General features: G+C 62.8%; 24 protein-coding genes. 17 read left to right on the forward strand and 7 right to left on the reverse strand.

What is annotated here, in order from left to right:
• Positions 1–40 precede the first annotated feature (40 nt).
• The 6 genes from prmB to L085_RS11305 all read left to right on the forward strand — a co-directional run bounded on the left by prmB (position 41) and on the right by L085_RS11305 (position 4,721).
• A complete protein-coding gene (gene prmB / locus L085_RS11280) occupies positions 41–973 on the forward strand; it encodes a 50S ribosomal protein L3 N(5)-glutamine methyltransferase (protein WP_004936224.1) in 933 nt (310 codons plus the stop codon).
• A gap of 65 nt (positions 974–1,038) precedes the next feature.
• On the forward strand, positions 1,039–2,124 hold the full coding sequence (aroC, locus tag L085_RS11285) for a chorismate synthase (protein WP_004936219.1): 1,086 nt from the start codon (positions 1,039–1,041) through the stop codon (positions 2,122–2,124).
• A 5-nt stretch (positions 2,125–2,129) separates the two neighbouring features.
• Positions 2,130–2,957: a penicillin-insensitive murein endopeptidase gene (gene mepA / locus L085_RS11290; protein WP_044030773.1), complete on the forward strand. Its 828-nt coding sequence runs from the start codon at positions 2,130–2,132 to the stop codon at positions 2,955–2,957.
• Positions 2,958–2,960: 3 nt separating this feature from the next.
• On the forward strand, positions 2,961–3,767 hold the full coding sequence (locus tag L085_RS11295; RefSeq protein ID WP_044030774.1) for a sulfite exporter TauE/SafE family protein: 807 nt from the start codon (positions 2,961–2,963) through the stop codon (positions 3,765–3,767).
• A gap of 82 nt (positions 3,768–3,849) precedes the next feature.
• On the forward strand, positions 3,850–4,407 hold the full coding sequence (locus tag L085_RS11300; protein ID WP_044030775.1) for an elongation factor P hydroxylase: 558 nt from the start codon (positions 3,850–3,852) through the stop codon (positions 4,405–4,407).
• Positions 4,408–4,439: 32 nt separating this feature from the next.
• Complete coding sequence (locus L085_RS11305) at positions 4,440–4,721, forward strand: YfcL family protein (RefSeq protein WP_004936209.1); 282 nt, start codon at positions 4,440–4,442, stop codon at positions 4,719–4,721.
• 40 nt (positions 4,722–4,761) lie between these two features.
• Here L085_RS11305 and mnmC read toward each other — a convergent pair whose 3' ends face one another.
• On the reverse strand, positions 4,762–6,783 hold the full coding sequence (gene mnmC / locus L085_RS11310) for a bifunctional tRNA (5-methylaminomethyl-2-thiouridine)(34)-methyltransferase MnmD/FAD-dependent 5-carboxymethylaminomethyl-2-thiouridine(34) oxidoreductase MnmC (protein ID WP_044032017.1): 2,022 nt from the start codon (positions 6,781–6,783) through the stop codon (positions 4,762–4,764).
• Positions 6,784–6,953: 170 nt separating this feature from the next.
• Between mnmC and fabB the strand changes: the two genes are divergently transcribed.
• Complete coding sequence (fabB, locus tag L085_RS11315) at positions 6,954–8,174, forward strand: beta-ketoacyl-ACP synthase I (RefSeq protein ID WP_004936203.1); 1,221 nt, start codon at positions 6,954–6,956, stop codon at positions 8,172–8,174.
• Between the two features lie 212 nt (positions 8,175–8,386).
• Positions 8,387–8,608 (forward strand): hypothetical protein, encoded by a 222-nt coding sequence (locus L085_RS11320; protein ID WP_004936201.1) that lies wholly within the window; start codon positions 8,387–8,389, stop codon positions 8,606–8,608.
• A gap of 51 nt (positions 8,609–8,659) precedes the next feature.
• On the opposite strand, the gene apbE is transcribed toward L085_RS11320, so the two are convergent.
• Positions 8,660–9,691 carry an FAD:protein FMN transferase ApbE gene (gene apbE / locus L085_RS11325; RefSeq protein WP_044030776.1) on the reverse strand — a complete coding sequence of 344 codons (1,032 nt, stop codon included), beginning with the start codon at positions 9,689–9,691 and terminating at the stop codon, positions 8,660–8,662.
• A 152-nt stretch (positions 9,692–9,843) separates the two neighbouring features.
• On the opposite strand from apbE, the gene L085_RS11330 reads away from it, so the two are divergent.
• Positions 9,844–10,956 carry an SLC13 family permease gene (locus L085_RS11330; protein WP_044030777.1) on the forward strand — a complete coding sequence of 371 codons (1,113 nt, stop codon included), beginning with the start codon at positions 9,844–9,846 and terminating at the stop codon, positions 10,954–10,956.
• Here L085_RS11330 and pepT read toward each other — a convergent pair.
• Positions 10,953–12,200, reverse strand: a complete 1,248-nt coding sequence (gene pepT, locus L085_RS11335; RefSeq protein WP_004936192.1) for a peptidase T — start codon at positions 12,198–12,200, stop codon at positions 10,953–10,955. The genes L085_RS11330 and pepT overlap by 4 nt on opposite strands.
• Before the next feature lie 217 nt (positions 12,201–12,417).
• Here pepT and L085_RS11340 point away from each other — a divergent pair, with 217 nt between their 5' ends.
• Positions 12,418–13,314 (forward strand): endonuclease/exonuclease/phosphatase family protein, encoded by an 897-nt coding sequence (locus L085_RS11340; RefSeq protein ID WP_044030778.1) that lies wholly within the window; start codon positions 12,418–12,420, stop codon positions 13,312–13,314.
• A gap of 27 nt (positions 13,315–13,341) precedes the next feature.
• On the opposite strand, the gene L085_RS11345 is transcribed toward L085_RS11340, so the two are convergent.
• Positions 13,342–14,775: a PLP-dependent aminotransferase family protein gene (locus tag L085_RS11345; RefSeq protein WP_193378782.1), complete on the reverse strand. Its 1,434-nt coding sequence runs from the start codon at positions 14,773–14,775 to the stop codon at positions 13,342–13,344.
• 93 nt (positions 14,776–14,868) lie between these two features.
• On the opposite strand from L085_RS11345, the gene L085_RS11350 reads away from it, so the two are divergent.
• Positions 14,869–15,324, forward strand: a complete 456-nt coding sequence (locus L085_RS11350; RefSeq protein WP_021505580.1) for a rhodanese-like domain-containing protein — start codon at positions 14,869–14,871, stop codon at positions 15,322–15,324.
• A 4-nt stretch (positions 15,325–15,328) separates the two neighbouring features.
• On the opposite strand, the gene flk is transcribed toward L085_RS11350, so the two are convergent.
• Positions 15,329–16,357, reverse strand: a complete 1,029-nt coding sequence (gene flk / locus L085_RS11355; RefSeq protein WP_044030780.1) for a flagella biosynthesis regulator Flk — start codon at positions 16,355–16,357, stop codon at positions 15,329–15,331.
• 205 nt (positions 16,358–16,562) lie between these two features.
• Here flk and L085_RS11360 point away from each other — a divergent pair, with 205 nt between their 5' ends.
• The 4 genes from L085_RS11360 to L085_RS11375 are packed head-to-tail and all read left to right on the forward strand — an operon-like array spanning position 16,563 to position 20,217.
• Positions 16,563–16,925, forward strand: coding sequence for a hypothetical protein (locus L085_RS11360; protein ID WP_021505578.1), 363 nt, complete (start codon positions 16,563–16,565; stop codon positions 16,923–16,925).
• Between the two features lie 49 nt (positions 16,926–16,974).
• Positions 16,975–19,011, forward strand: coding sequence for a protein-disulfide reductase DsbD domain-containing protein (locus L085_RS11365; protein WP_044030781.1), 2,037 nt, complete (start codon positions 16,975–16,977; stop codon positions 19,009–19,011).
• Complete coding sequence (locus L085_RS11370) at positions 19,008–19,724, forward strand: DsbA family protein (protein WP_044030782.1); 717 nt, start codon at positions 19,008–19,010, stop codon at positions 19,722–19,724. Before L085_RS11365 ends, L085_RS11370 begins: the two co-directional genes overlap by 4 nt.
• A complete protein-coding gene (locus L085_RS11375; protein ID WP_044030783.1) occupies positions 19,717–20,217 on the forward strand; it encodes a protein disulfide oxidoreductase in 501 nt (166 codons plus the stop codon). The genes L085_RS11370 and L085_RS11375 overlap by 8 nt, the downstream gene beginning before the upstream one ends.
• Here L085_RS11375 and L085_RS11380 read toward each other — a convergent pair.
• Complete coding sequence (locus L085_RS11380; protein ID WP_044030784.1) at positions 20,214–21,680, reverse strand: PLP-dependent aminotransferase family protein; 1,467 nt, start codon at positions 21,678–21,680, stop codon at positions 20,214–20,216. The genes L085_RS11375 and L085_RS11380 overlap by 4 nt on opposite strands.
• 172 nt (positions 21,681–21,852) lie before the next feature.
• On the opposite strand from L085_RS11380, the gene L085_RS11385 reads away from it, so the two are divergent.
• Positions 21,853–22,848, forward strand: a complete 996-nt coding sequence (locus tag L085_RS11385; RefSeq protein ID WP_044030785.1) for a DMT family transporter — start codon at positions 21,853–21,855, stop codon at positions 22,846–22,848.
• 156 nt (positions 22,849–23,004) lie between these two features.
• Positions 23,005–23,634, forward strand: coding sequence for a CatB-related O-acetyltransferase (locus L085_RS11390; RefSeq protein ID WP_044030786.1), 630 nt, complete (start codon positions 23,005–23,007; stop codon positions 23,632–23,634).
• Between the two features lie 33 nt (positions 23,635–23,667).
• On the opposite strand, the gene L085_RS11395 is transcribed toward L085_RS11390, so the two are convergent.
• Positions 23,668–25,185, reverse strand: a complete 1,518-nt coding sequence (locus L085_RS11395) for a tripartite tricarboxylate transporter permease (RefSeq protein ID WP_015378600.1) — start codon at positions 25,183–25,185, stop codon at positions 23,668–23,670.
• Positions 25,186–25,189: the final 4 nt, after the last annotated feature.

Consider the following 25,189-nt stretch of genomic DNA (forward strand, 5'->3'; position numbering starts at 1 on the left):
GCGGCTAAATCATGAAACACAGCGCCTGCCGGAGGGCAAATTGGACAAAATTTTCGTCGACGAAGCAGTGAACGAACTGCACACCATTCAAGATATGCTGCGCTGGACGGTAAGCCGCTTCAACGCCGCCAATATCTATTATGGTCACGGAACCGATAATCCGTGGGACGAAGCGGTGCAATTGGTGCTGCCAAGCCTGTTCCTGCCGTTGGACATTCCGGAGGACATGCACACCGCCCGTCTGACTTCCAGCGAGCGCCATCGCATCGTTGAGCGCGTGATCCGCCGCGTCAACGAACGCATCCCGGTCGCCTATCTGACCAACAAGGCCTGGTTCTGCGGCATGGAATTTTACGTCGACGAGCGCGTGCTGGTGCCGCGTTCACCGATCGGCGAGCTGATCAACGATCGTTTCAGCGCGCTGATCCCGCACCCGCCGCGCCATATCCTCGACATGTGCACCGGCAGCGGCTGCATCGCCATCGCCTGCGGCTACGCTTTCCCGGAAGCGGAAGTGGACGCGGTGGACATCTCCAGCGACGTGCTGGCGGTAACCGAGCGCAATATTCAGGCGCACGGCGTCGAACATCAGGTGATCCCGATCCGTTCCGATCTGTTCCGCGACGTTCCCGCGATCCAGTACGATCTGATCGTTACCAACCCGCCGTACGTCGATGCGGAAGACATGTCGGATCTGCCGCAGGAGTTCCGCTTCGAGCCGGAACTGGGCCTGGCGGCGGGCAGCGATGGCCTGAAGCTGGTGCGCCGCATCCTGGCGTGCGCGCCGGACTACCTGACCGACGACGGCGTGCTGATTTGTGAAGTGGGCAACAGCATGGTACATCTGATGGAACAATATCCGGACATCCCGTTCACCTGGCTGGAATTCGAAAACGGCGGCGACGGCGTGTTCATGCTGACCAAACAGCAGCTGGTGGATTGCAAGGATCACTTCAGCCTCTATCGCAGCTAAGCCGCATTTCCAAGGCCCGCATGGCGGGCCGCATAACGATAAAAGACTAACGGTAAGGAGCCGTGATGGCAGGAAACAGTATTGGGCAGATTTTCCGCGTCACCACCTTCGGTGAATCTCACGGGGTGGCGCTGGGTTGTATCGTCGACGGCGTGCCGCCCGGCATCCCGCTCACCGAAGCCGATTTGCAACACGATCTGGACCGCCGTCGTCCGGGCACCTCGCGTTACACCACCCAGCGCCGTGAACCGGATCAGGTGCGCATTCTCTCCGGCGTATTCGAAGGCGTGACCACCGGCACCAGCATCGGTCTGATCATTGAAAACACCGATCAGCGCTCGCAAGACTACAGCGCCATCAAAGACGTGTTCCGTCCCGGGCATGCCGACTACACCTACGAACAGAAATACGGTCTGCGCGACTATCGCGGCGGCGGCCGCTCTTCGGCGCGTGAAACCGCCATGCGCGTCGCGGCGGGCGCTATCGCCAAGAAATACCTGCAGCAGAAGTTCGGCGTGCAGGTGCGCGGCTATCTGGCGCAGATCGGCGACGTGACCTGCGAGCTGAAAGACTGGGATCAGGTCGAACAGAACCCGTTCTTCTGCCCGGATCCGGACAAGCTGGAAGCGCTGGACGAACTGATGCGCGCGCTGAAAAAAGAGGGTGACTCCATCGGCGCCAAGGTCAGCGTGATTGCTGAAAACGTGCCGGTTGGCCTGGGTGAGCCGGTGTTTGACCGCCTCGATGCCGATCTGGCGCACGCGCTGATGAGCATCAACGCGGTGAAAGGCGTGGAGATCGGCGACGGGTTCGCCGTGGTGACCAAACGCGGCAGCGAAAACCGCGATGAAATCACCCCGGAAGGCTTCCAGAGCAACCATGCCGGCGGCATTCTCGGCGGCATCAGCAGCGGCCAACCGGTGATTGCGCATCTGGCGCTGAAGCCGACCTCCAGCATCATGGTGCCGGGCCGTACCATCAATCGCCAGGGCGAAGCGGTGGAAATGGTCACCCGCGGTCGCCACGATCCGTGCGTGGGCATCCGCGCCGTGCCGATCGCCGAAGCGATGATGGCGATCGTGTTGATGGATCACCTGCTGCGCCAGCGCGCGCAAAACGGTGATGTGGTTTCCGACGTACCGCGCTGGTAATCGCCATGAAAAACTGGATGTTGGGCCTGGTGGCCCTGACGGCCTCCGCCTCTGCCATGGCGCTGACGCCGTGGCAGAAAATCGATCATCCGGTGGCCGGCGCGCCGCAGGCGGTGGGCGGTTTCGCCAACGGCTGCGTCATCGGCGCGCAGCCGTTGCCGCTGAACTCACCGAACTACCAGGTGATGCGTACCGACCAGCGCCGCTATTTCGGCCATCCGGATCTGCTGGCGTTCATACAGCGCCTCAGCAGCAAAGCGAACCAGAAAGCGCTGGGCACGGTGCTGATCGGCGATATGGCGATGCCGGCCGGCGGGCGCTTCAGCAGCGGCCACGCCAGCCACCAGTCTGGGCTCGACGTCGACATCTGGCTGCAGCTGCCGCGCCAACGTTGGAGCGCGCAGCAATTGCTCAAGCCGCAGCCGATCGACCTGGTGTCGGGCGACGGCAAGCAGGTGGTGGCGAGCCAATGGCAACCGCAAATTGAGTCGCTGATCAAACTGGCGGCGCAGGATGCGGACGTGACGCGCATCTTCGTCAACCCGGCGATCAAGCAGCGTCTGTGCCTGGACGCCGGCGCCGATCGCGCCTGGCTGCACAAGGTGCGGCCGTGGTTCGGCCACCGTGCGCACATGCACGTGCGTCTGCGTTGTCCGGCCGGCAGCCTGGAGTGCCAGGAGCAGGATACGCCGCCGCCGGGCGATGGCTGCGGCGCCGAACTGGCGAGTTGGTTCGTACCTCATCAGCCGAACGCGAAGCCGGGCAAACCCGTGCCGCCGCCGTTGCCGCCTACCTGTCAGGCATTGCTGGATCACCATTTCTCAGCGGAATAACACATGGACTGGTTCGTCATTGGCCCCGAGATGCTCGGGGTGTTGTTTGCGGTAGCGCTGCTGGCGGGGTTTATCGACTCCATCGCCGGCGGCGGCGGATTACTGACGGTGCCGGCCTTGCTGGCAGTGGGGGTTCCTCCGGCGCAGGCGCTGGCGACCAATAAGCTGCAGTCGGTCGGCGGCTCCTTCTCCGCCAGTCTGTACTTCATTCGTCGGCGAGCGGTGAACCTCAATGACCAGAAGCTGACGATTTTTCTGACGCTGATCGGCTCGATCGCCGGCGCCATTCTGGTGCAGCATATGCGCGCCGATTTGCTGCGGCAGATGCTGCCGCTGCTGGTGATCGGCATCGGTCTCTACTTCCTGCTGATGCCGCGCCTGGGTGAGGAAGATCGTCAACGCCGCCTCGGCGCCTTGCCGTTCGGGCTGGTGGCCGGCGGTTGTGTCGGGTTTTACGACGGTTTCTTCGGCCCCGGCGCCGGCTCATTCTACGCGCTGGCCTATGTGACGCTGTGCGGTTTCAACCTCGCCAAGTCCACGGCGCACGCCAAGGTGCTGAACTTTACCTCCAACGTCGGCGGGCTGGCGCTGTTCATCATCGGCGGCAAGGTGGTGTGGAGCATCGGTCTGGTGATGCTGGTGGGGCAGGTGCTGGGGGCGCGTTTGGGCGCGCACATGGTGCTGACCCGCGGGCAGAAACTGATTCGGCCGATGATCGTGATCGTCTCGCTGGTGATGAGCCTCAAGCTGCTTTACGACAATCACGGCGCAGAGATTCAGCAGTGGTTGGCCACCTTCGTGCGCGGTTAAAGATGAAGAGGGTGCGCTGCTTACGCGCCCTGTCTTATCGGGTATAATGGCCTCTTTATTTTTGTGGTTATAGAGTTTTTTTATGTCAGACACGCAGACCCGCCATCACTATGAGCAGTTGATCGCGATCTTCAATCGCTGCTTCAGCGATGACTACAACACCCGCCTGGTGAAGGGCGACGACGAACCGATCTACCTGCCGGCCGACGACGAATTGCCGTATCACCGCATCGTGTTCGCCCACGGTTTCTACGCCAGCGGCCTGCACGAAATTTCGCACTGGTGCATCGCCGGTGAAGCGCGCCGCCAATTGGTGGACTTCGGTTATTGGTATTGCCCGGACGGGCGCGACGCGCAGACCCAGAGCGAATTCGAAGCCGTGGAGATCAAACCGCAGGCACTGGAATGGATGTTCTGCGGGGCGGCCGGTTTCCCGTTCAACGTCAGCTGCGACAACCTGAACGGCGACTGCGAGCCGGATCGCATTGCGTTCCAACGCAAGGTGCGCGCCCGGGTATTGGCGCTGCTGGAGCAGGGAATACCCACAAGGCCTGCGCGCTTTATTCAGGCGCTGCAATCGTTCTACAATACGCCACCGTTGGCGGCCGAGCATTTTCCGTATCCGGAAGATCTCAACTGACGCCACAGCCCGTTATTTAATGAGGAAATTTGATGATCGCAGAATTTGAAGCGCGCATTTTGGCGCTGATTGATGACATGGTAGAGCACGCCAGCGATGATGAACTGTTTGCCGGTGGCTACCTGCGCGGTCATCTGACGCTGGCGGTGGCCGAAGCGGAAGAGCAGGGCGAACACACCGCCGCAGCGCTGAAAGCGCGGGTGGAGGAGAGCCTGCACAAAGCGATCGCCGCCGGGGAACTCTCGCCGCCGGATCAGATCCTGGTGCGCGGCATGTGGGAAAACCTCTATCAGGCTGCAACCCCTGCCGCCTGATCGTCATGCCGGGGCGCGTCGCCGCGCCCCTCAAGGTTGATTAAACCGAACGGCCTTTCAGCAATTTCCGCACCCACATTCGATTCGGATTCAACGCCGCCAGCAGACGCGCGTCGCCCGGTAACGGTTCGCCGAACAGCTGCGCCGCCAGAATTTCCGCCGCCAACGGCGCCGAACATAGTCCGCGCGATCCCAATCCACCGATAGCGAACAGGCCGGGATAGACCGGCGCATCGGCGACGGTTTCGCCGCGCTGGTTCTGCCGCTGCAAATCCTGATACTGCGTCAACGTGGCCTGATAGTCCGGCAGTGCGCCGACCATCGGCAGATGATCGCGGGTGGCGCTGCGCACGCCGCAGCGCGCCTGATGAGCGCTGACGTCCACCTGCTGCGGCCAGGCCTGCTCCGGCAGACAGCGCAGCAGGCGTTCACGGTTTTCCTGTTGCTCCTGCTCGCGGTAGTCGGTGGCGATGTCGCCGCGCTGGTAGCTGGCGCCGATGCAGTGCTGGCCGTTGTTGGCATTAACCGGCGTCAGGTAGCCGTCGTAACACAAGACCTGTTTCAATTGACCGAGGGCCGGCGAGGTCGGGATATGCGACACCTGCCCGCGTACCGAATACAGCGGCAGGGCTTCCGTCGGCGCCAGTTCGGCCAACCGGTGGCCATTGGCCAGGATCACCGTCGCATGGCTGCGGCTTTCGCCGTGAGCGAAGTCGATGCGCCAGCCGTTTTCTTCACGCGCCAGCCTCTGTGCATCGTGCCGGTAGTGGCAGACCAAGCCTTGGCGCTGCGCCAGCGCGAGAGCGCCGCGCGTCAGCTCGGCTGGGCACAGCCAGCCGCCTAGCGGGTAGGTGATGCCGCCAAAGCCGGTATCGACGCCGCACCGATCGCTGAGCGTCTCGCGGTCGGCCGCCGTCGCCAAGGCCTGCGGCCAGTCGGTTTTCAGCATATTGGCGATCTTGGCGCCGCTTTTGTCGTCATAGGCCAACTGGCTGACGCCGCACCACTGGTGATCAAAGGCGACGCCTTGTTGCAACAGGGCGTCGTACTGGCGACGGGCGAAGGGAAACGCGGCGCTGAAGAAACTCTCCAGCGCGTCGCCGCTGCCGTTCAGCAAAGGATAAATCGCGCCCTGGCGGTTGCCGGATGCCCCCTCCGCCGCCTGTTCGTCGGCGCAGTACAGCGTGACGGTGGCGCCGCGCCGCAGCAGGGCCAGCGCAGTGAGCGCGCTGGCGACGCCGCCGCCGATCAGGGCGACGTCGGCGGTGTTGTCCGCCGCCGGGCGTCGATACCAGGGCGCCGGATGTGCGGCGGGCTGCGCATCGGCCGGGAGTTCGCCGGCGAGCATCTCACGCTTTTGGCCGAAGCCTTTGCAGCGGTTGACCTGAAAACCGGCCTGTTGCAAGCCGCGGCGTACGAAGCCGGCGGCGGTAAAGGTGGCGAAGCTGCCTCCCGGCCGGGCGAAACGCGCCATGGCGGCGAACAGTTGATCGGTCCACATGTCGGGATTTTTTGCCGGCGCGAAGCCGTCGAGGAACCAGGCATCCACCTGGTTATTCATGCTGGCGTCAAACTGCGGCAGCAGATCGTTGACGTCGCCGAACCACAGATCGAGCGTAATGCGGCCTTCGGCCAACAGCAGGCGATGGCACCCCGGCAACGGCAGCGGCCATTGGGCGCGCAGTTCGTCGGCGTAAGGCGCCAGCTCCGGCCAGCGCGCATGCGCCGCCGCCAGGTCAGCCTGCTGCAGGGGAAATTTTTCGAAGCTGATAAAGTGCAGGCGCTGCAGCGTCGCGTCCGGCTCGGCCTGGCGGAAGCCGGCGAAGGCCTGCCACAGCGTGAGGAAATTGAGCCCGGTGCCGAACCCGGTTTCCGCCACGACAAACAGTGAGCGCGGGTGGGCGGCGAAACGCCGCGGCAGCCGATTGCCGTGCAGGAAGACGTAGCGGGTTTCTTCCAGCCCATCCTGATTGGAAAAATAGACGTCATCAAACTGTTTCGAAACAGGTGTACCCTGTTCGTTCCAGGTTAGCGTTGCGGTTTGGATGGGGGCGTGGTTCACGGTCAATGGCTCGAAATTCAAGGGATGCCGCGAATTCTAACGGCGCTGGCGCCCCGGCGCAAACTGGACGACAATAAAGCTGAAAAACGCTGATCGGACTTGTTCGGCTTACATCTGTACGCTAAAGTGCGATGCAAAATCCCGTAGGTAAATAGTGGAAGAGGTATTGAATGAAACGTGCAGTGATTACTGGCCTGGGAGTTGTCTCCAGCATTGGTAATAACCAGCAGGAGGTCCTGGCAAGCCTGCAGGAAGGACGTTCTGGGATCACTTTCTCCCAGGAGCTGAAAGATTCCGGCATGCGTAGTCACGTATGGGGGCAAGTTAAGCTCGACACTACCGGCCTGATCGACCGCAAGGCGGTGCGTTTCATGAGCGACGCTTCCATTTATGCCTTCCTGGCGATGCAAGAAGCGATCGCTTCTTCCGGTTTGAAAGAAGAAGAGTATCAAAACAACCCGCGCGTGGGCCTGATCGCCGGTTCCGGCGGCGGTTCTCCGCGCTTCCAGGTGTTCGGCGCCGATGCGATGCGCAGCCCGCGCGGCTTGAAAGCGGTTGGCCCATACGTGGTCACCAAAGCCATGGCTTCCGGCGTTTCCGCCTGCCTGGCGACGCCATTCAAAATCCACGGCGTGAACTACTCCATCAGCTCCGCTTGCGCGACCTCCGCACACTGCATCGGCAACGCGGTTGAGCAAATCCAGCTGGGCAAACAGGACATCGTGTTCGCCGGCGGCGGCGAAGAGCTGTGCTGGGAAATGGCCTGTGAGTTCGATGCGATGGGCGCGCTGTCCACCAAGTACAACGACACGCCGGAAAAAGCCTCTCGTACCTACGACGCCGATCGTGACGGTTTCGTCATCGCCGGCGGCGGCGGCATGGTGGTGGTTGAAGAACTGGAGCACGCGCTGGCGCGCGGCGCGCATATCTACGCAGAAATCGTCGGTTACGGCGCAACGTCTGACGGCGCCGACATGGTTGCACCTTCGGGCGAAGGCGCAGTGCGCTGCATGAAGATGGCGATGCAGGATCTGGACGCGCCGATCGACTACATCAACGTGCACGGCACCTCCACACCGGTGGGCGACGTGAAAGAGCTGGGCGCCATTCGCGAAGTGTTCGGCGACAATACCCCGGCCATCTCCTCCACCAAGGCGATGACCGGTCACTCGCTGGGCGCCGCGGGCGTGCAGGAAGCGATCTACAGCCTGTTGATGCTGGAGCACGGCTTTATCGCACCGAGCATCAACATCGAAACCCTGGATGAACAGGCGGTCGGCATGAACATCGTGACTCAGCCGACTCAGCGCGAGCTGACCACCGTGATGTCCAACAGCTTCGGCTTCGGCGGCACCAACGCCACGCTGGTGATGCGCAAGCTGGCGAAATAATTCCGCCGGCGCGTCATTCCGCTAACAAGCCCGCGTTTTCGCGGGCTTTTTACTGCCCGAAGCCCACTGGCCGGGCGCTCGGAGTTTTCCCAAATCACATCCCCTGACACATCATTACCTCGCCATTACACGCGTTGGGCATACAATAGCCAGGTAGCGTGATTATCGCTCGGCGTAGCTTTCTAAAGTGATCGAACATTGAGGCAAGAAGTATGAAAAAGTTAATTGCGGTTGGGTTACTGTCGGCCGTGTTGGCCGGATGCGCCACCGATTCTCCCTGCGTGCCGGTCTATGATGACCAGGGGCGTCTGGTGCACACCAACACCTGCATGAAGGGCACCACTCAGGATAACTGGGAAACCGCGGGCGCGATCGCCGGCGGTGCGGCGGCGGTTGCCGGTCTGACCCTCGGCATCATCGCGCTGACCAAGTGATCGACGCGGAACAGGAATAAGCCCGGCCATTGCGCGCCGGGCTTTTTTATCTCACGGCACTAAAAATGCTTTGAACTGCGGCGTCATCACGGCGCTGAAACCGTCGTCGGTTTTGCTGATCAGGTAGACCGCCAGCCCTTTCTCTTCTGCGAGCTGCAACGCTTTCTCCGGGCCCAGCACCATCAAGCCGGTATCCCAGCCGTCGGCCTCGAGCGCGGTCGGGGCGATCACCGTGGCGGAAACCAGCCGGTGGCTGATCGGCCTGCCGGTGGTCGGATCGATGACATGGGAGTAACGCTGGCCGTTTTGTTCGAAGTAGTTGCGGTAGCTGCCGGCGGTGCTGATGCCGTAACCGTGCAGATCCACCAGCGCCTGCACTGCGTTTTCACGGTCAGTCGGCTTTTGGATCGCCACCCGCCAGGGTTTGCCCTGGCCGTTGACGCCGCGCGAAGAGACCGCGCCGCCTACCGACACCAGGTAGTTGGTAATGCCGTGACGGTTCATCAGGCGCACCAACTCATCGGCGCCATAGCCTTCGCCCAGCGTCGAGAGATCGACATACATGCCCGGCAGATCTTTTTGCAGCCACTCCCCGCGGTTGTCGCTGATCAGCTTCAGGTGCTGCAGGCCGGTGCGCTGCTTTGCCGCGTCGATCTGCGCCTGTTCCGGCACCTTGACCGGATGTTTGTCGGGACCGAACCCCCACAGGTTCACCAAGGGGCCGACGGTGATGTCCATGGCGCCGCCGGTATCGCGGCCGATGCGTTGAGCCATCAACACGATGTCCGCCATGCCGCGCGGGATAGACTGCGGTTCGAGGCTAACATTGCGGTTAAACCTCGACAGCACCGAATTGGCGCGGTAGGTCGAGATGTCGTCGTTGGCCCGTTCGAGCACCGTGTCGATCTGCCGCTGCAATTCTTGTTTGCCGATCGCGACGTCACCGCTGACTTTTACGCTGTAGAAAGTGCCCATGGTTTTGCCGTCAATATCGATTTGCGGGCGGGAGGAGGCGTCGTCGCAGGCGGCGAGCAGGGCGCATAAAGCGCTCAACAGCGCTCCTTTGGCGAACAGGGAAGCCATAACATGTCCTTTGAAACCGTGAAAGCCGCTACAAATAAAGTAATGCGCGGCAAATGGAAAGCGGATAAAGGTAAAATAGCATTTTGCTGGCGCTGAAGCCGCGTCTGAGCTAACGTCTGCCCATTCTTTTCGGTGAGGTTCACACTGCCGCTATGAGTTCAACCGCCATTTCCCGGCTCATCCATCCCTTTGCCAAAGACCGTTTCTTGCATGCATTGCTGCTGGCCGGCGTGGCGATGTTCGCCTTTCATCCGCAGCCGCTGGCAGCGCTGGGTGGTTTTATCGACGGCCGTACCCTCATCACCCTGTTGGGGCTGATGCTGCTGACCAAAGGGGTGGAGGTCAGCGGCTACTTCGATTTTGTCGGCCGCAAGATTATCAACCGCTTGCACAGCGAACGGCGGCTGGCGCTGTTCCTGGTGTTCTCCGCCGCGCTGTTGTCGTCATTTCTGACTAACGACGTAGCGCTGTTTATCGTCATACCGCTCACCATCACGCTGAAAAAGCTGTCGGCGCTGCCGGTTGGCCGCCTGATCATCTTCCAGGCGCTGGCGGTGAACGCCGGTTCGCTGCTGACGCCGATCGGCAACCCGCAAAATATCCTGCTGTGGAGCCGCTCCGGCCTCTCTTTCCTCGGCTTCATCGGCCAGATGGCGCCGTTTGGCGCCGCAATGATGTTGAGCCTGCTGGCGCTGACCTGGTTCAGCTTCCCGGCGCGCGACATCGTGAAAACGCCGAATACCGAGGGCTATCCCTACCAGCGGCCGCTGTTGCTGAGCTGTGTAGGGCTGTATGCGGTTTTCCTGCTGTGTCTCGATTTCGATCTGCCGTTGTATGGGCTGCTGGCGGTGGTCGCCGGTTTCTTGCTGCTGGCGCGCCGAGTGCTGTTGCAGATCGACTGGAGCCTGATTTTCGTGTTCGCCGCCATGTTCATCGATGTCGGCCTGTTTACCCGCCTGCCGCCGCTTCAGCCGGCGTTCGCCGCCATCGCCGGGCTGAGCGAGGGGAGCGTGTATGCGTTGGGCGTCGGGCTGTCGCAGATCGTCAGCAACGTGCCGGCCACCATACTGTTGCTCAACTATGTGCCCTCCAGCGCTCAGCTGGCCTATGCGGTCAACGCCGGCGGCTTCGGGTTGGCGATCGGATCGCTCGCCAACCTGATTGCGTTGCGCATGGCGGGGGAGCGCAAGATCTGGTTGCGCTTCCACTATTATTCGCTGCCGCTGTTGGCATGGACCGCGTTGCTCGGCTGGGTGATGAGCTAAGCCGGTTGGCCGCTTTGCCGCGCGGCCAGCAGGCAAATGCTGCGGGTCACCTGATAGGATTTCACGAAGGCGCTGACGGGTAAAAACTCGAAGCGCGAGTGGAAGTTATGCGCGCCGGTGAAGTAATTGGGCGTCAGGATGCCACGGCTGGAGAGCGCCGCGCCGTCGGTGCCGCCGCGCATCGGGATCACCTTCGGCGGGATGCCGTGGGCGGCGAGGGCGCCGAAGATCAGATCGATGGCGCGCCGGTCCTCGCCGATGGCGTTGCTGATGTTGCTGTAGATGTCGCTGACGCTGCAGCTGACGTTGGCCCGCGGATAGTTGGCCGCCACCTGGCGCACCGTTTCCTCGAGGCGGGCCTTGCGCGCCTCGAACGCTGCGCGATCGAAGTCGCGAATCGACACCTTCAGCGTCGCCTGATTGGCGTTGGCGGCCAGATCGGTAAACCAGAAATAGCCCTCGCGCCCTTCGGTGTGCTCCGGAGTATCCTGCACATCGAATCGGTTGATGATGTCGTTGGCGATGCGTATCGGGTTGATTAACACGTTTTTCGCCGACATCGGGTGGGCGGTCACCCCCTCGATGCGGATCTCCGCCGCCGCCGCGTTGAAATTCTCGTACACCACTTCACCCAGTTCGCAGCAGTCGATGGTGTAGGCGAAATCGACGGGGAAACGCTGCAGATCCAGCGCTTTGGCGCCGCGCAGGCCAATCTCTTCGTCCGGCACGAACGCCACCACGATATCGCCGTGGCGATCGGCCGCGGTCAGGTTGGCCAGCAGCGTCATCACCACGGTAACCGCCGCCTTATTGTCGGCGCCCAGCACGCTGGTGCCGTCGCTGAACAGGATCTCTTCGTTTCGGTAGGGCAGGATCTCCGGATGCTCGGCGGTACGCAGCCAGATACCTTGCTCGGCGTTCAGGCATAAATCTTCGCCGGTGAAGCGCAGGCGCTGCGGGCGAATCTCGGGCGACAGGCCGACGTCCACGGTGTCGATATGCGTGATGAAGCCGATGCGCGGCGCGCCGGGTTGGGTGCCGGGCTTGCGGGCGGTCACGGTGGCGTGCTCGTCGATCTGCACGTCGGCCAGGCCGAGCCGGCGCAGCTCGTCGGCCAACAGTTGCGCCATCTCATGCTGCCCCGGCGTGCTGGGCAGGGTGGCTGCGGCGGCGTTGCTCTGGCTGGTCACCGCCAGATAGCGGAAGAAACGTTCGGTAAGCTGTTCGGCAATCGGGCTGGTCATCGGAACTCCTCGCGGTTGGCAATCTACCGGTTTTAAAACGAAATCAGCCGTTTGTCCAACGGTGCAATGCGTAAACCGTCAGAATGCGAAGCATCGCGCAGAAACGAAAAATAGCGGTGCAACTAGGAAATAGTCGCAGGTTTCTGCGGCAAAATCGGTGTTAGCTGTGGGCCAGGAAGCGCCCACATAACACTTATCTGTCCCTCAAGGAGAATTCATGCACACCGGTCACGCTCTGCTTATCACCTTACTGTCCCTGGGCATCTCTCACAGCGCCTGGTCGTCTGCCGATACCGGGCACGCCAACAGCAACGCCAACAGCCGCGAAGTGGCCAGCGCGTTGGGCGGCCTGAAGAACAAAACCTACGAACTGGAGCAGGCGCCGAAGATCCGCGTCGCCAGCTTCAATATCGCCGCCGGCAAGGTCAGCGACATGACCGCCATCGCCAAGGCGATTCGCGCGATGAATGTCGACGTGGTGGCGCTGCAGGAGGTGGATAAACTCACCGCCCGCAGCGGGCGGGTCGATCAGGCGGCGGAACTGGCGAAACTGACCGGCATGCAGGCGGTGTTTGGCCGGGCGATCGATTTCGACGGCGGCGAATATGGTTTGGCGTTTCTGTCGAAGTATCCGCTGCACGATGCCGTGATCTATCCGCTGCCGTCCGGCCAGCGCGAACAGCGTATCGCCTTCAGCGCCAAGGTCGATGTGCCGGAGTTCCCGACGCCGATCACCCTGTTCAATACCCACCTCGATACCAAGGAAGATCCGACGATGCGTCTGGATCAGGTACGGGAGCTGAACGATCGCACCATGGAAGTTCGCGGCATCAAGCTGCTGTTCGGCGATATGAACGATGTGCCGGGCAGCGTCACCTGGCTGGAGCTGAGCCGCTATTGGAACGATATCATGCCCAACGGGCAGGACGGCCGCAGCTGGCCGGCGGAAAACGCCGAGATCAAGGTGGATTACATCTTCACCGGCAACGCGCAGCGCTGGCATCTTGACAGCCTGACGGTGCCGAACGCCAGCGGCGACTGGAACGGCGTGCATTGGCCGGCGGTGAGCGACCACCTGCCGCTGGTGGCGGAGATGCGCCTGACCGAACAATAAGCCGATCGGCGTCCCATTGGGGCCAGGCTAAGCCACGGTGATCCGCGCCAGCCGCTCGACGGCGCAGCGGATCTCGCCCGGTGTCAGGGCCGAAAAGCCCAGCAGCCACCCGTCGCGCTGCGCCTGAACCGTTTGGTATTGCGCTGTTAACCCGGGCGTAAGGATGCCGAGCCGCCGCGCCTGCCGGCTGAGCGCCGCCTCCTGGCCGGGCGGCAGCCAGACGCTGAGCTGCAGGCCGCCGGCGGCGGGAGCGGGGGTGGCGAAGTGGTCGAGTTTTTCGCGTACTGCCGCCAGCAACACATCGCGCCGGCTATGGTAGAGTTGGCGCATGTAGCGGATATGCGCGGCGAAGTGCCCCTGGCGGATGAATTCGGCGGTGACCGCCTGCATCAGCTGCGCGCTGTGGCCGTCATACACCGTGCGTGCGGTGACGAACGCTTCAACCAGCGTGGGCGGTACGATCAGGTATGCCAACCGCAGCGAAGGGAACAGCGATTTGGAGAAGGTGCCGAGGTACAGCACCCGGCCACGGCGATCCAGACCCTGCATCGCCGGTATCGGCAGGCCGTCGTAATGAAACTCGCTGTCGTAATCGTCCTCAATGATCCAGGCCTGCTGCTTTTCCGCCAGCGTCAGCAGTGCCAAGCGGCGCGCCAGGCTGAGCGCTGCGCCGGTTGGGTATTGGTGCGAGGGCGTCAAATAAATCAAACGCGGCTCGGGCAAGGAGGGCTCAGCGCGCAGGCCGTCGCCGTCTACCGCCACCGGCGTCAGGGCGGCGCCGGCGCTGATAAAGGCGTTTCTCGCCCCGGCGTAACCCGGTTCTTCCATCCAGACGCTGTCGCCGCTGTCCAGCAGCAACGTGGCGATCAGCTGCAGCGCCTGCTGTGAACTGGTCAGCACGATAACCTGGTTTGCATCGCAGATTACGCCGCGCGTTTGGTTGACGTGGGCGGCAATCGCTTCACGCAGCGGCAAATAGCCCTGCGGGTCGCCGTAGCGCAGCAGGCTTTCTCCCTGTAGCCGCAGGCGCTGTGCGGTCAGTTGCTTCCACAAGGCTAGCGGAAACGCGCGCAGATCCGGCGAGCCGGCGGCAAACGCCTGTGGCTGCTGCGGATCGCGGCAGCCGCCGGTTTGCACGATCTGTTGGCCGCGTTGCGAAAGGCGCGGCATGGCGGTGCGAGGCGGCGGCGGCAGCGATTTGGCGATGCGGATAGCCACAAATGTGCCCTGGCCGACGCGGCGCTGCAAATACCCCTCCGCCTCCAACTGGCCGTACGCTGCTTCGACGGTCACCCTTGAGAGTTTCAGATCCCCAGCCAGCACTCGGCTGGAGGGCAGGCGTTGCCCAATGTTCAATGTGCCGTGGTGGATGGCCTGCCGCAACGCTGCACAAAGACGTTCGCGCAGCGTGCCGACGGCCTGGGGCGATTGCTGAAACAGCGTGATCAGCGTGTGCCGCATAATGGGTCTTATCATCTGTGGATAATGGGTATCAATCATAAGACCAAAATGGGGCACTATTGTCATCTGTCTTGATGCACGGGAGTAAGTGATATGTCGAAAGAATCATTGGTGCTGGCTTTTCCGCCGGCGGCGCCGGAAGAAAGCCTGGCCTATCTGGCGGCTAAACTGAGCCGCTATGCGGATGCCTGGGATGTGGCGGAAGATCTGCGCAATGGCGTGGACGGGATGGTGGTGATCGACACCCGCGCGCAGGCGCTGTACGCTGCCGGACATATCCCCGGTGCGCTCAGTTTGCCGCATCGCCTGATGGATGAAGCCGGCACGGCGCAGCTGGATCGCCGGAAAGTGTATGTGACCTACTGCGACGGCATTGGCTGCAACGGATCCACCAAAGGTGCTTACAAGCTGGCGAAACTGGGATTCAGGGTGAAGGAGCTGATCGGCGGGCTGGACTTCTGGCTGCGCGATGGCCATCCATTGGCCATCGGAGAACAGCCGGGATCGTTGCGCGATCGGGCGGCTGCTGAGGACTGCGGCTGCGCCTGAGGCGTTAAAACACCAGCGCCAGCACGATCGCCAACGCCAACAGCAGCAGGATCAGCGCTACGGCCGGCTTGCTCAGCGCTTTTTGCAGCGGCAGAGGCAAGGCGGCGATCAGCGGGTTGAGCAGCGGCTGCGGTTCGACAGGGTGGCTGGCGATCGGCTGCGCCTGGCCGGCTTTATCCAGACGGCGGGCAAACAGCTGATGAATGGCGTCGCTCATTTGCGGATGCGTCAGCGGCGCATTGGCGCCGCAGTTGAAGCGCGCCTGGCAATAGTCGTTCATCTGCTGCAGTTCTCGCTCGTCCGCCGGCTGCTTGAGCGCCGCCAGCAGGTTGTTCAGCGTCGGCGCGTTCTGCGGGCTGAGCGCCACCTTCACCTGTAAAAACTGGTTCAGCAGCTGGAAGTGGCGTGCCGGCAGCGGATCGTTGGTTTTCACGCCCGCCAGATCGAACAGCGTTTGCCAGATTTTAGCCGGCGCTTCGCCGGTGGCGGCGCTGAGTTTGGTGATCTGCTGCTGCAGGCTTTGATGCTCTGCGGGCAGCAGCGGGCGATCGCTGGTGGCGGTTTGCTGCGGCTGGGGAATGGTCAGGCCGCCGGTTTGCAACAGATTAAGTACCTGTTGCAATTGCGGTGGGCTCAGTTGGCTCAACACCGTATGGCCGAACTGCTGGCGAATAAAGTCGCTGACCGCCTGGCGGTTATTGCCCTGCGGCAGCAATTCGGCCAGCTGTTGCAGCAGTTGGCGCCCGGCATGGTTTTGTTGCGCCTGCGTCAGGCGCGTTTGCAGCAGCTGTTCCGCCGGTTGAAAATGGCGCGCCAGCAGTTCGCCGCCTTTGTCGGCGCCGAGATCGTGACGCAGAGACGCCCAGATCTCCGCCGATTTGACCGGGCTGAGCGTCATGATTTTCACGATCAGTTTTTCCAGCGTCGTGCGCTGCGCCGGAGAGAGGGGTTGATCGTCAGTGGCCGCCGTTTTGCCCGGGGAGGGGGGGCGTTCGCCGGCGATTGGGGTGCCCGGCCCACTCAAAGGTTGCATATCACCAGTCCTTCGCTGTGTATCCCCGCAGAATGCCTGGAGGAGAGAATCGTCATCGTACCCGGCGAAAAGCGCAGGCTTACCCACTATGATACCTGTAAATCGCCGCCATCAATACCGCCGCTCAGACATTTCTTTACCGACAAAACGTTGCTAATCGCGTCTGCGCCGCTAAGATAACCCCAGATCTAAACATGAGGATGGCATGGTTAAACGGCAGCGGATTGCAAAATGGTTTTTATGCCTGGCTTGCCTGGTGGTGCTGACGTGCATGACCCAGCGCATGGCGGGCCTGCATGCGCTGCAGCAAACGCTGGGGATCCCGGCTGCCACCGCCGTTCAATCCGGCGATGAGGCCGCCGAAGCGCAGCCGACGCCCTGTGAGCTGAGTGCCAAGTCATTGCTGGCCGCGCCGCCGGTGATGTTCGAAGCCGTGCTGTTCGGGCTGGGTCTGCTGCTGGCGCTGTTGGCGCCGACCATCGCCGCGCGTCTGCGCATTCCTCCTCCTCGCGCCATTTCTCCGCCCACCCTCAGGGTGCACCTTCGATTATGCGTCTTCCGTGAATGAGTTAATCGCCCGTTTTTCGTGGTGAATTAATCATTTATGGAGAATTAACATGTTGAAAATCATCAGGCTGGCCTGCGCTTGCCTGTTTATGCTGTGGCTGCCTGCCTTGCAGGCGGCGGACAGCGGCTGGCTGCAAAATCCGGCCAACGATCATGCCAAGGTGCGGCTGCGCGCCGACACGTCTCAGCCGGGGGAGACCCGCCTGCTGCTGTCGGTCGAGCTGCAAAAAGGCTGGAAAACCTATTGGCGCTCTCCGGGCGAAGGCGGCATCGCGCCGGCTATCGTCTGGCAAGGCAACCCACCGCCGGCGACCTGGCACTGGCCGACGCCGCAGCGTTTCGAGGTGGCCGGCATTTCCACCCAGGGCTATCACGATCGGGTCACGTTGCCGATCGTGATGTCAGGCCAGGTATCCGGCCCGCTGGCGGGTACGCTGACGCTGTCCACCTGCAGCAACGTCTGCATTCTGACCGACTACCCGTTCAGTCTGGATCTGACGGCGCCGAACGATCCGCAGTTTAATCACGACTTCGCGCAGGCGATGGGGCAGGTGCCGATCGCCGCCGGGTTGGCGGATAACGTCAAGGCCGGGTATCGCAGCGGCGAGTTGCAGATTGCCGCCGAACGCGCCGCCGGCTGGCAACAGCCTGCGCTGTTCTTCGATACGCTGGCGGATGCCGATCTCGGCAAGCCGCAGGTTGAAACCGACGGCGATCGGTTGCTGGCGCGAGTGCCGGTCAGCGATGGCTGGGGCGATGCGGCGCCGGACCTGCGCGGCAAAACGCTGACGCTGGTGATCGACGACGGCGGCATGGCGCAGCAGATTACGCTGCCGATTGGCGATGCGTTGGCCGCGCCCGCCGGTGCGGCGTTCCCGTTGTGGCAGGCGGTATTGATGGCGCTGGCGGGCGGGTTGATCCTCAACCTGATGCCGTGCGTGCTGCCGGTGCTGGGCATCAAGCTCGGTTCGATCCTGCAGGTGGAGCGGCGCGATCGGCACAGCGTGCGTTTGCAGTTCCTGGCGTCATCGCTGGGCATCGTCGCCTCGTTTATGGCGCTGGCCCTGCTGATGACGCTGCTGCGGCTCGGCAACCACGCGCTCGGCTGGGGCATTCAGTTCCAGAATCCGTGGTTTATCGGCTTTATGGTGCTGGTGACGCTGCTGTTCAGCGCCAACCTGTTCGGCCTGTTCCATTTGCGTCTCTCGTCCGATCTGAATACCTCGCTGGCGACCCATAACGGGCGCGGTCTGAGCGGCCATTTCTGGCAGGGCGCGTTCGCTACGCTGCTGGCGACGCCGTGCTCGGCGCCGTTTCTCGGCACGGCGGTGGCCTTCGCGCTGGCGGCGTCGCTGCCGGTGCTGTGGGGCATGTTCATCGCGCTCGGCATCGGCATGAGCCTGCCGTGGCTGCTGATCGCCGCCTGGCCATCGCTGGCGCTGCGTTTGCCGCGCCCCGGCCGTTGGATGAATACCGTCAAGCTGGCGATGGGGCTGCTGATGCTGGCGTCGTCGCTGTGGCTGCTGAGCCTGCTGAGCAACCATATTGGCGTGCAGGCCACGCTGTGGCTGGGGGCGTTGGCGCTGCTGGCGTTGCTGCTGGCGGTGTGGCGCCAACAGGGGGCACGCTTGGCGGCCAAGCTGGCGGCGGGCACTGTGGTGCTGGCGGGTGTGGTCCTGCTGGCCGGATCGCTGAGCGCCGGCCTGTGGCGCCAACCGTTGCAGGATCGGGTGCAGTGGCAACCGCTGAGCGATCAAGCGATCGCCGAGGCGCTGGCGCAGCATAAGCGGGTGTTCGTCGACGTGACAGCCGACTGGTGCGTGACCTGTAAAGCCAACAAATTCAATGTGCTGCTGCGTGATGACGTACAGCGCGCGCTGAGCGCCGACGATGTGGTCGCGCTGCGCGGCGACTGGAGCCGTCCATCGGCCGACATCGGCGCCTTCCTGCAAAAGCGCGGCAGCGTCGCCGTGCCTTTCAACCAAGTCTATGGCCCCGGCAGCCCGGACGGCGTGGTGCTATCCCCGCTGTTGACCCGTGACGCCGTGCTGCAAACGCTTTCCCATGCCAAAGGAACCGAACAATGAAAAAACTACTGATTTTACTGATGATCATCGCCGCCCCAGCGTGGGCCGCCGAGCCTTTTACCCCGGCGCAAGAGGTGCGTATCAAAGAGATGATCCGCGAAACGCTGGTGTCCAACCCGGACATTCTGGCGCAGGCGGTGGACGCCTGGCAGCAGCAAACCGCCGGCGAGCAAATCAGCCAGGCTATCAAGCAGAACGCCAAAACGCTGTACCAGGATCCGGCCAGCCCGCGCCTGGGCGCCGCCAACGCCAAACTGACGCTGGTGACCTTTACCGACTATAACTGCCCGTACTGCAAGCGTTTTGATCCGATGTTGGAGAAAATCGTCAAGCAATATCCGGACGTGGCGCTGGTGGTGAAGCTGCTGCCGTTCAAGGGCGAAAGCTCGGTCAGTTCGGCGCGCGTGGCGCTCACCACCTGGCAACAGCACCCGGATCAATTCTGGGCCCTGCACCAGCGGCTGATGGCGAAAAAGGGCTTCCACGACAATGCCAGCATCGCCGCCGCGCAGGAGAAAACCGGCGTCAAGGCGGTGGCGCCGAGCGAACAGAGCATGACCACGCTGCGCACCAATATGGCGTTGGCGGAGCAACTGGGCGTACAAGGGACGCCGGCGACGCTGATCGGCGATCGAATGCTGCCGGGGGCGGTGTCGTATGAAGAGCTGGAAGCGATGGTGAAACAGCAGCTGGCGAAGGCTAGCAATGGCTAAGTTCAAGCGCTGGGGGCGCGAGTTGTTGCTGCTGGCGCTGATCGCATTGGCGGTGGTCACGGTGATGGATTGGCTGAACGCGCCGCAGGCGCCGCCGGCCTTCGATGCTCAGACGCTGACCTCGCTGGACGGCGAGCGCGTGTCGTTGGCGCAGCTCAGCGATGAGCGGCCGCTGCTGGTTTACTTTTGGGCCAGCTGGTGCGGCGTTTGCCGTTTCACCACGCCGGACGTCGCCCGCTTGCAGGCGGCGGGCGGCAACGTGCTGACCGTCGCGCTGCGATCGGGCGATGATGCCCAGGTGAAGCAGTGGCTGGCGCGCAAACGGCTAGCGCTGCCGGTGGTCAACGATCCGGCCGGCGCGCTGTCGGCGCAGTGGCGGATTGGCGTCACGCCGACCTTCGTGGTGATCTCGCAGGGCAAGGTGGTGCAAAGCACCACCGGCTGGACCAGCTACTGGGGGATGAAGCTGCGGCTGTGGTGGGCCGCCGTCTAACCGGCGCTTTTCTCCGCTATCACTTCCTCAATCGCCCGGCACAGCCGGGCGATACCTTCTTCAATCTGCGGCGGCGAGTTGGCGGCAAAATTCAGCCTCAGGCCGTGTGCGCCCAGCTGTTCCTGCGCATAGAAGCATTCGCCGCGCGCGAAGGTCACCCCGTGTCGCCAGGCCACCGGCATCAGCTCGGCGGTGGTCACCGTCTCCGGCAGCGTCAGCCAGATAAACAAGCCGCCTTGCGGCGTTTCGAAACGGCACCCCGGCGGCAGCCGATGTTGCAACGCGTCGATCATCACTTCCAGATGCAGGCGGTAGACGCGTCCGGCGCGCCGCAGCTGCTTGTCGTAACGGCCGACGGTGACGAACGCGTCCAGCGCCCGCTGGATCAGGCTGGAGCTGGTGAAGCTGTCGACGTGTTTCAGCCTGGCGAAACGCTGATAGTGTTCGCTGTCCGCCACCAGATAGCCGATGCGCATGCTGGGCAGCAGCATCTTGGAGAAGGTGCTGACGTAGATCACCGCGCCCGGCTGCGCCAGCGCGCGCAGCGACGGCAGCTGTTTGCCCTGATAACGCAGATCGCCGACGAAGTCGTCCTCCAGGATCACCACGCCGGCCTGTTGGGCGATCGCCAGCAGGCGCCGCCGGCGGGCCTCGCTCAGGCAGCGGCCGGTCGGGTTGTGGAAGTTGGGGATGGTGTAGATCAGTTTAGGGCGGTGGCGTTCCAGCAGCTCGGGCAGTCGATCGACCAGCATGCCGTGGCGATCGCCGGGCACGGAGACGATATTGATGCGGTGCTGGCGCAGCAGGCCCAGCGCTTCGGCGTAGGTCGGCTCTTCGACGATCACCGTATCACCCGGCGCCAGCAGGCTTTGCACCACCAGACTGATGGCATGCTGCGAACCGTTGGTGATCAGCACCTGTTCGGCCTGCGTGGGGATGCCCTGGGCGCTGAGAATGCGGCTCAGCGTATCGCGCAGCGGGTAGTAGCCGCAGTATTCGCCGTAACTGAAGGCTTCTTCCGCGTGGCGGCTGAGCACCGACAGCAGCACTTTGCGAAACGCCTCCAGAGGAAATATCTTGGGGCTGCCGACGCCGGCGGCAAAGTTGATCAGCCCCTCCGGCAGCGGGGCGTCGGCATAGCCGTCCAGCCGCGAGGTGAGGGTGGTGAAGCTCTCCAGCGGGAAAGGGGCGTTGCTGGTCGGCCGGGCCGGGCGCGTTTGCGCCTGCGGGTGCGCGACATAGGCGCCGCTGCCGCGCCGCTGGTGCAAAAAGCCCTTGGCCGCCAGTTCGGCATAGGCGTTATCCACCGTCAAACGGCTGACCGCCAATTCGGCCGCCAGCGTGCGTGTCGAGGGCAGCTTGTCGCCATCCACGAACACGCCGGTGAGGATGGCGCGCCGCAGCGCTTCTTCGATCTGCAAATACAGCGGAACGTCCTGTTCGCGATCTAACGGGATGTGCATGCGAAATTGGCCCGGTTAGGGAGATGGTTTTTTACTATACCCCATGTCAACAGGGCTTCAAGCGCAGAAAAGTGGCCTGCATGACAACGCCGAAAAGTGGCTATAGTGGGAAAAAATGGCCGCGTTACACTGTGCGCCTGAGCATTTATGTCGCCATTTTCCCGAGGATCTCATGTCATTACCGTCAGGCGTTTCCGCCCGGCCGGCGTTGCCCGGCGCGCGCCTCTTGCAGGGCAGCAGCCAGGGTTACGTCATCGCCATTATCAGCGCCATGCTGCTGGCCTTTACCGCCATCATCATTCGCGCGCTGACCGAGTACTATCAGCTGCCGACCTTCGTGCTGGCGTTCTGGCGCGCGGCGCTGGTGGCGCTGGTGCTGTTGCCGCTGCTGTTGCTGGTGAAACCGCAGTGGGCGCGTCTGCGCCGTGAGCAGGTGGTGTTCTACGCGCTTTACGGGCTGCTGCTGGCGCTGTTCAACAGCCTGTGGACGCTGTCGGTAGCGCTGAATGGCGCGTCGGTGGCGACCATACTGACCTACTGTTCGGTGGGCTTTACCGTGTTCCTCGGCTGGGTGATGTACAGCGAGCGCCTGACGCTGCGCCAACTGCTGGTGATCGCCATCAGCCTGGGCGGTTGCTTCCTGGTCAGCAACGGCGACAGCATGGGGAACAGCCACTTCGATCTGCTGGGGCTGCTGGTAGGGATGCTGTCGGGCATCGGCTATACCCTGTATACCCTCGGCGGGCGGGTGGCCAGCGAACGCGGCTATCCGGTGTGGAACACCATCCTGTACGTGTTCGGTTTTTCGGCGCTGTATCAGCTGGCGTTCAACGCGGCGCTGACGGCGTTCCCGTTGGCGGCGTTCCACGGCATGGCCGGCGATTTGTGGTTCCTGTCGCACGGCGCACAGGGCATCCAGTGGAGCGGCTGGCTGTTGCTGCTGGCATTGGCCGCCGGGCCGACGCTGTTGGGCTTCGGGTTGTATAACATCAGCCTGAAAACGCTGCCGCTGGCGGTGGCCAACCTGATCCTGTCGCTGGAACTGGTGTTCACCGCGGTGATCGCCTATTTCCTGCTGGGGGAAAGCATGAATCAGCTGCAGCTGCTGGGCAGCGCATTGGTGATGGGCGGGGTGCTGCTGTTGAAAAGCAAGACCGCCGAGGCGTGATCGGTTACCCTTGTGCCTCGCAAGAGAGGCACTAATGATGAATAACCCGAGATTGAAACGAGCGCTTATCGCTTGAATGGCCGTGTTGAGTGAACGACAACACGGCCACAGACATTCCGTTCCGTGGCTTTTATTCCGGTAACAAGAGAATACGCCATGTCCGAAAAACACTGGTCCAAAACCGAACTGCTGCATCAGACGGTGACCAACCCGAATATCATCGTCAAAGGCACCCACAGCTACTACAGCGACTGCTGGGATAACGGCTTCGAACGCTCGGTGGTGCGCTATCTGCACGGCGACGCGGTCAGCCGCCAATGGCAGCCGCTGGGCGAAATAGATCGCCTGCTGATCGGCGATTATGTGTGCATCGCGGCCGAAGTGGTGATCCTGATGGGCGGTAATCACACCCATCGCATCGACTGGCTGAGCCTGTATCCGTTTATGGCAACCATCAAGCAGGCATACCGTCCCAAAGGTGATACCCGGCTGGGTGACGGCTGCTGGATCGGCATGCGGGCGATGCTGATGCCGGGGATCTCGATAGGCGAGGGGGCGATCGTCGCCGCCGGTAGCGTGGTGGCCGGCGATGTTGCGCCTTATGCCATCGTCGGTGGTAACCCGGCGAGGTTTATCCGTTGGCGGTTCGCGCCGGAAGTCATCGCACGGTTGCTTGCCTTGCGCCTCTATGACTTGTCCGAGGTGGACTTTGCGGTGATTCAGCCGTTGCTTGCCGATAACGATATCGGGGCGCTGGAAAGGGGAATGGCGGCCTTGCGCCGTTAAACACTACGGGCGGGGATCCCCGCCCGTTTCGCGTTATTCGGCCTTGGCCTCGGCCGTCGGTTGGCGGCGTTTGCGCATCAGGCGCAGCAGCGGCGGCAACGCCAGCACCGCGACCGCCAATACCAGCAGCGTTTGCGCGATGCTGCTGCTCCACAGAATGCCGAACTCGCCGTTGCTGATCGACAGCGCGCGGCGCAGGTTTTGTTCCAGCATCTCACCCAGCACAAAGCCCAGAATCAGCGGCGACATCGGGAAATGCATTTTCCGCAGAATGTAGCCGAACACCCCCAATCCGACCATCAGCAGCAGGTCGAAGGTGGTGCTGTGCACCGCATAAACCCCCACCGCCGAAACCGCGGCGATCGCCGGTACCAGGAACCACAACGGGATGGTCAGCATGCGGGTGAACAGACCGACCAGCGGCAGGTTCATGATCAACAAAATGACGTTGGCGATCAGCAGCGCGGCGATCAGCCCCCAGACGATATCCGGCTGTTCGGTGAACATCGCCGGGCCGGGGGTGATGTTGTACAGCGTCAACGCGCCCATCATCACCGCCGTGGTGCCGGAACCCGGCACCCCCAGCGTCAGCATCGGAATGAACGAACCGCAGGCCGAGGCGTTGTTGGCCGCTTCCGGCGCCGCGACGCCGCGGATATCGCCCTTGCCGAAGGTATCGCTGTTGCCGCTGATTTTCTTCTCGGTCATGTAGGTCAGCGCGCTGGCGATAGTGGCGCCGGCGCCCGGCAGAATGCCGACGAAGAAACCGATCACCGACGAACGCAGGGTAGGGCCTGCGCACTGCGCCGCCTCTTTGCGGTTGAACAGCAGCCGGCCGGTTTTACGCACCAGCTTCTGGCCGGCGCTGGTGCTCTCCAGCATCAACAGGATTTCGCTGACCGAGAACAGGCCGATCACTACCACGATGAACTGCACGCCGTCGGAGAGGTGCACGCTGTCGAAGGTAAAGCGGTAAACGCCGGTGTTGGCGTCGACGCCCACCGTTGCCAGTCCCAGGCCGATCAGCGCCGCCAGCAGCGATTTCAGTGGGTTCTGGCTCATCATGCTGCCGAGGCAGGCGATGGCGAACACCATCAGGGCGAAATACTCCGCCGGGCCAAAGGCCAGCGACCAGCGGGCCAGCAGCGGCGCGAACAGAATGATGCCGCCGATGGCGATCATCGAGCCGACGAACGAGCTGACCGCCGAGATGGACAGCGCCACGCCGGCGCGCCCCTGCTGCGCCATTGGGTAGCCGTCCAGCGCGGTCATGATCGCCGCCGCGTCGCCCGGCACGTTGAGCAGAATCGACGAGATGCGCCCGCCGTATTCGCAGCCGATATACACCGTCGCCAGCAGGATCAGCGCCGATTCGGCCGGCAGTTTGAGGGCGAACGCCAGCGGCAGCAGGATCGCCACGCCGTTGATCGGCCCCAGCCCCGGCAACAGGCCGACGATGGTGCCGACGAAGCAGCCGATCAGGGCGATAATCAGGTTCTGCGGCACCAGCGCCACTTCAAACCCTTGGGTCAAATACATCCAGGTATCCATCATC

The organism is Serratia sp. FS14 (assembly GCF_000695995.1).
In the GTDB taxonomy this organism is placed as follows: domain Bacteria; phylum Pseudomonadota; class Gammaproteobacteria; order Enterobacterales; family Enterobacteriaceae; genus Serratia; species Serratia nematodiphila.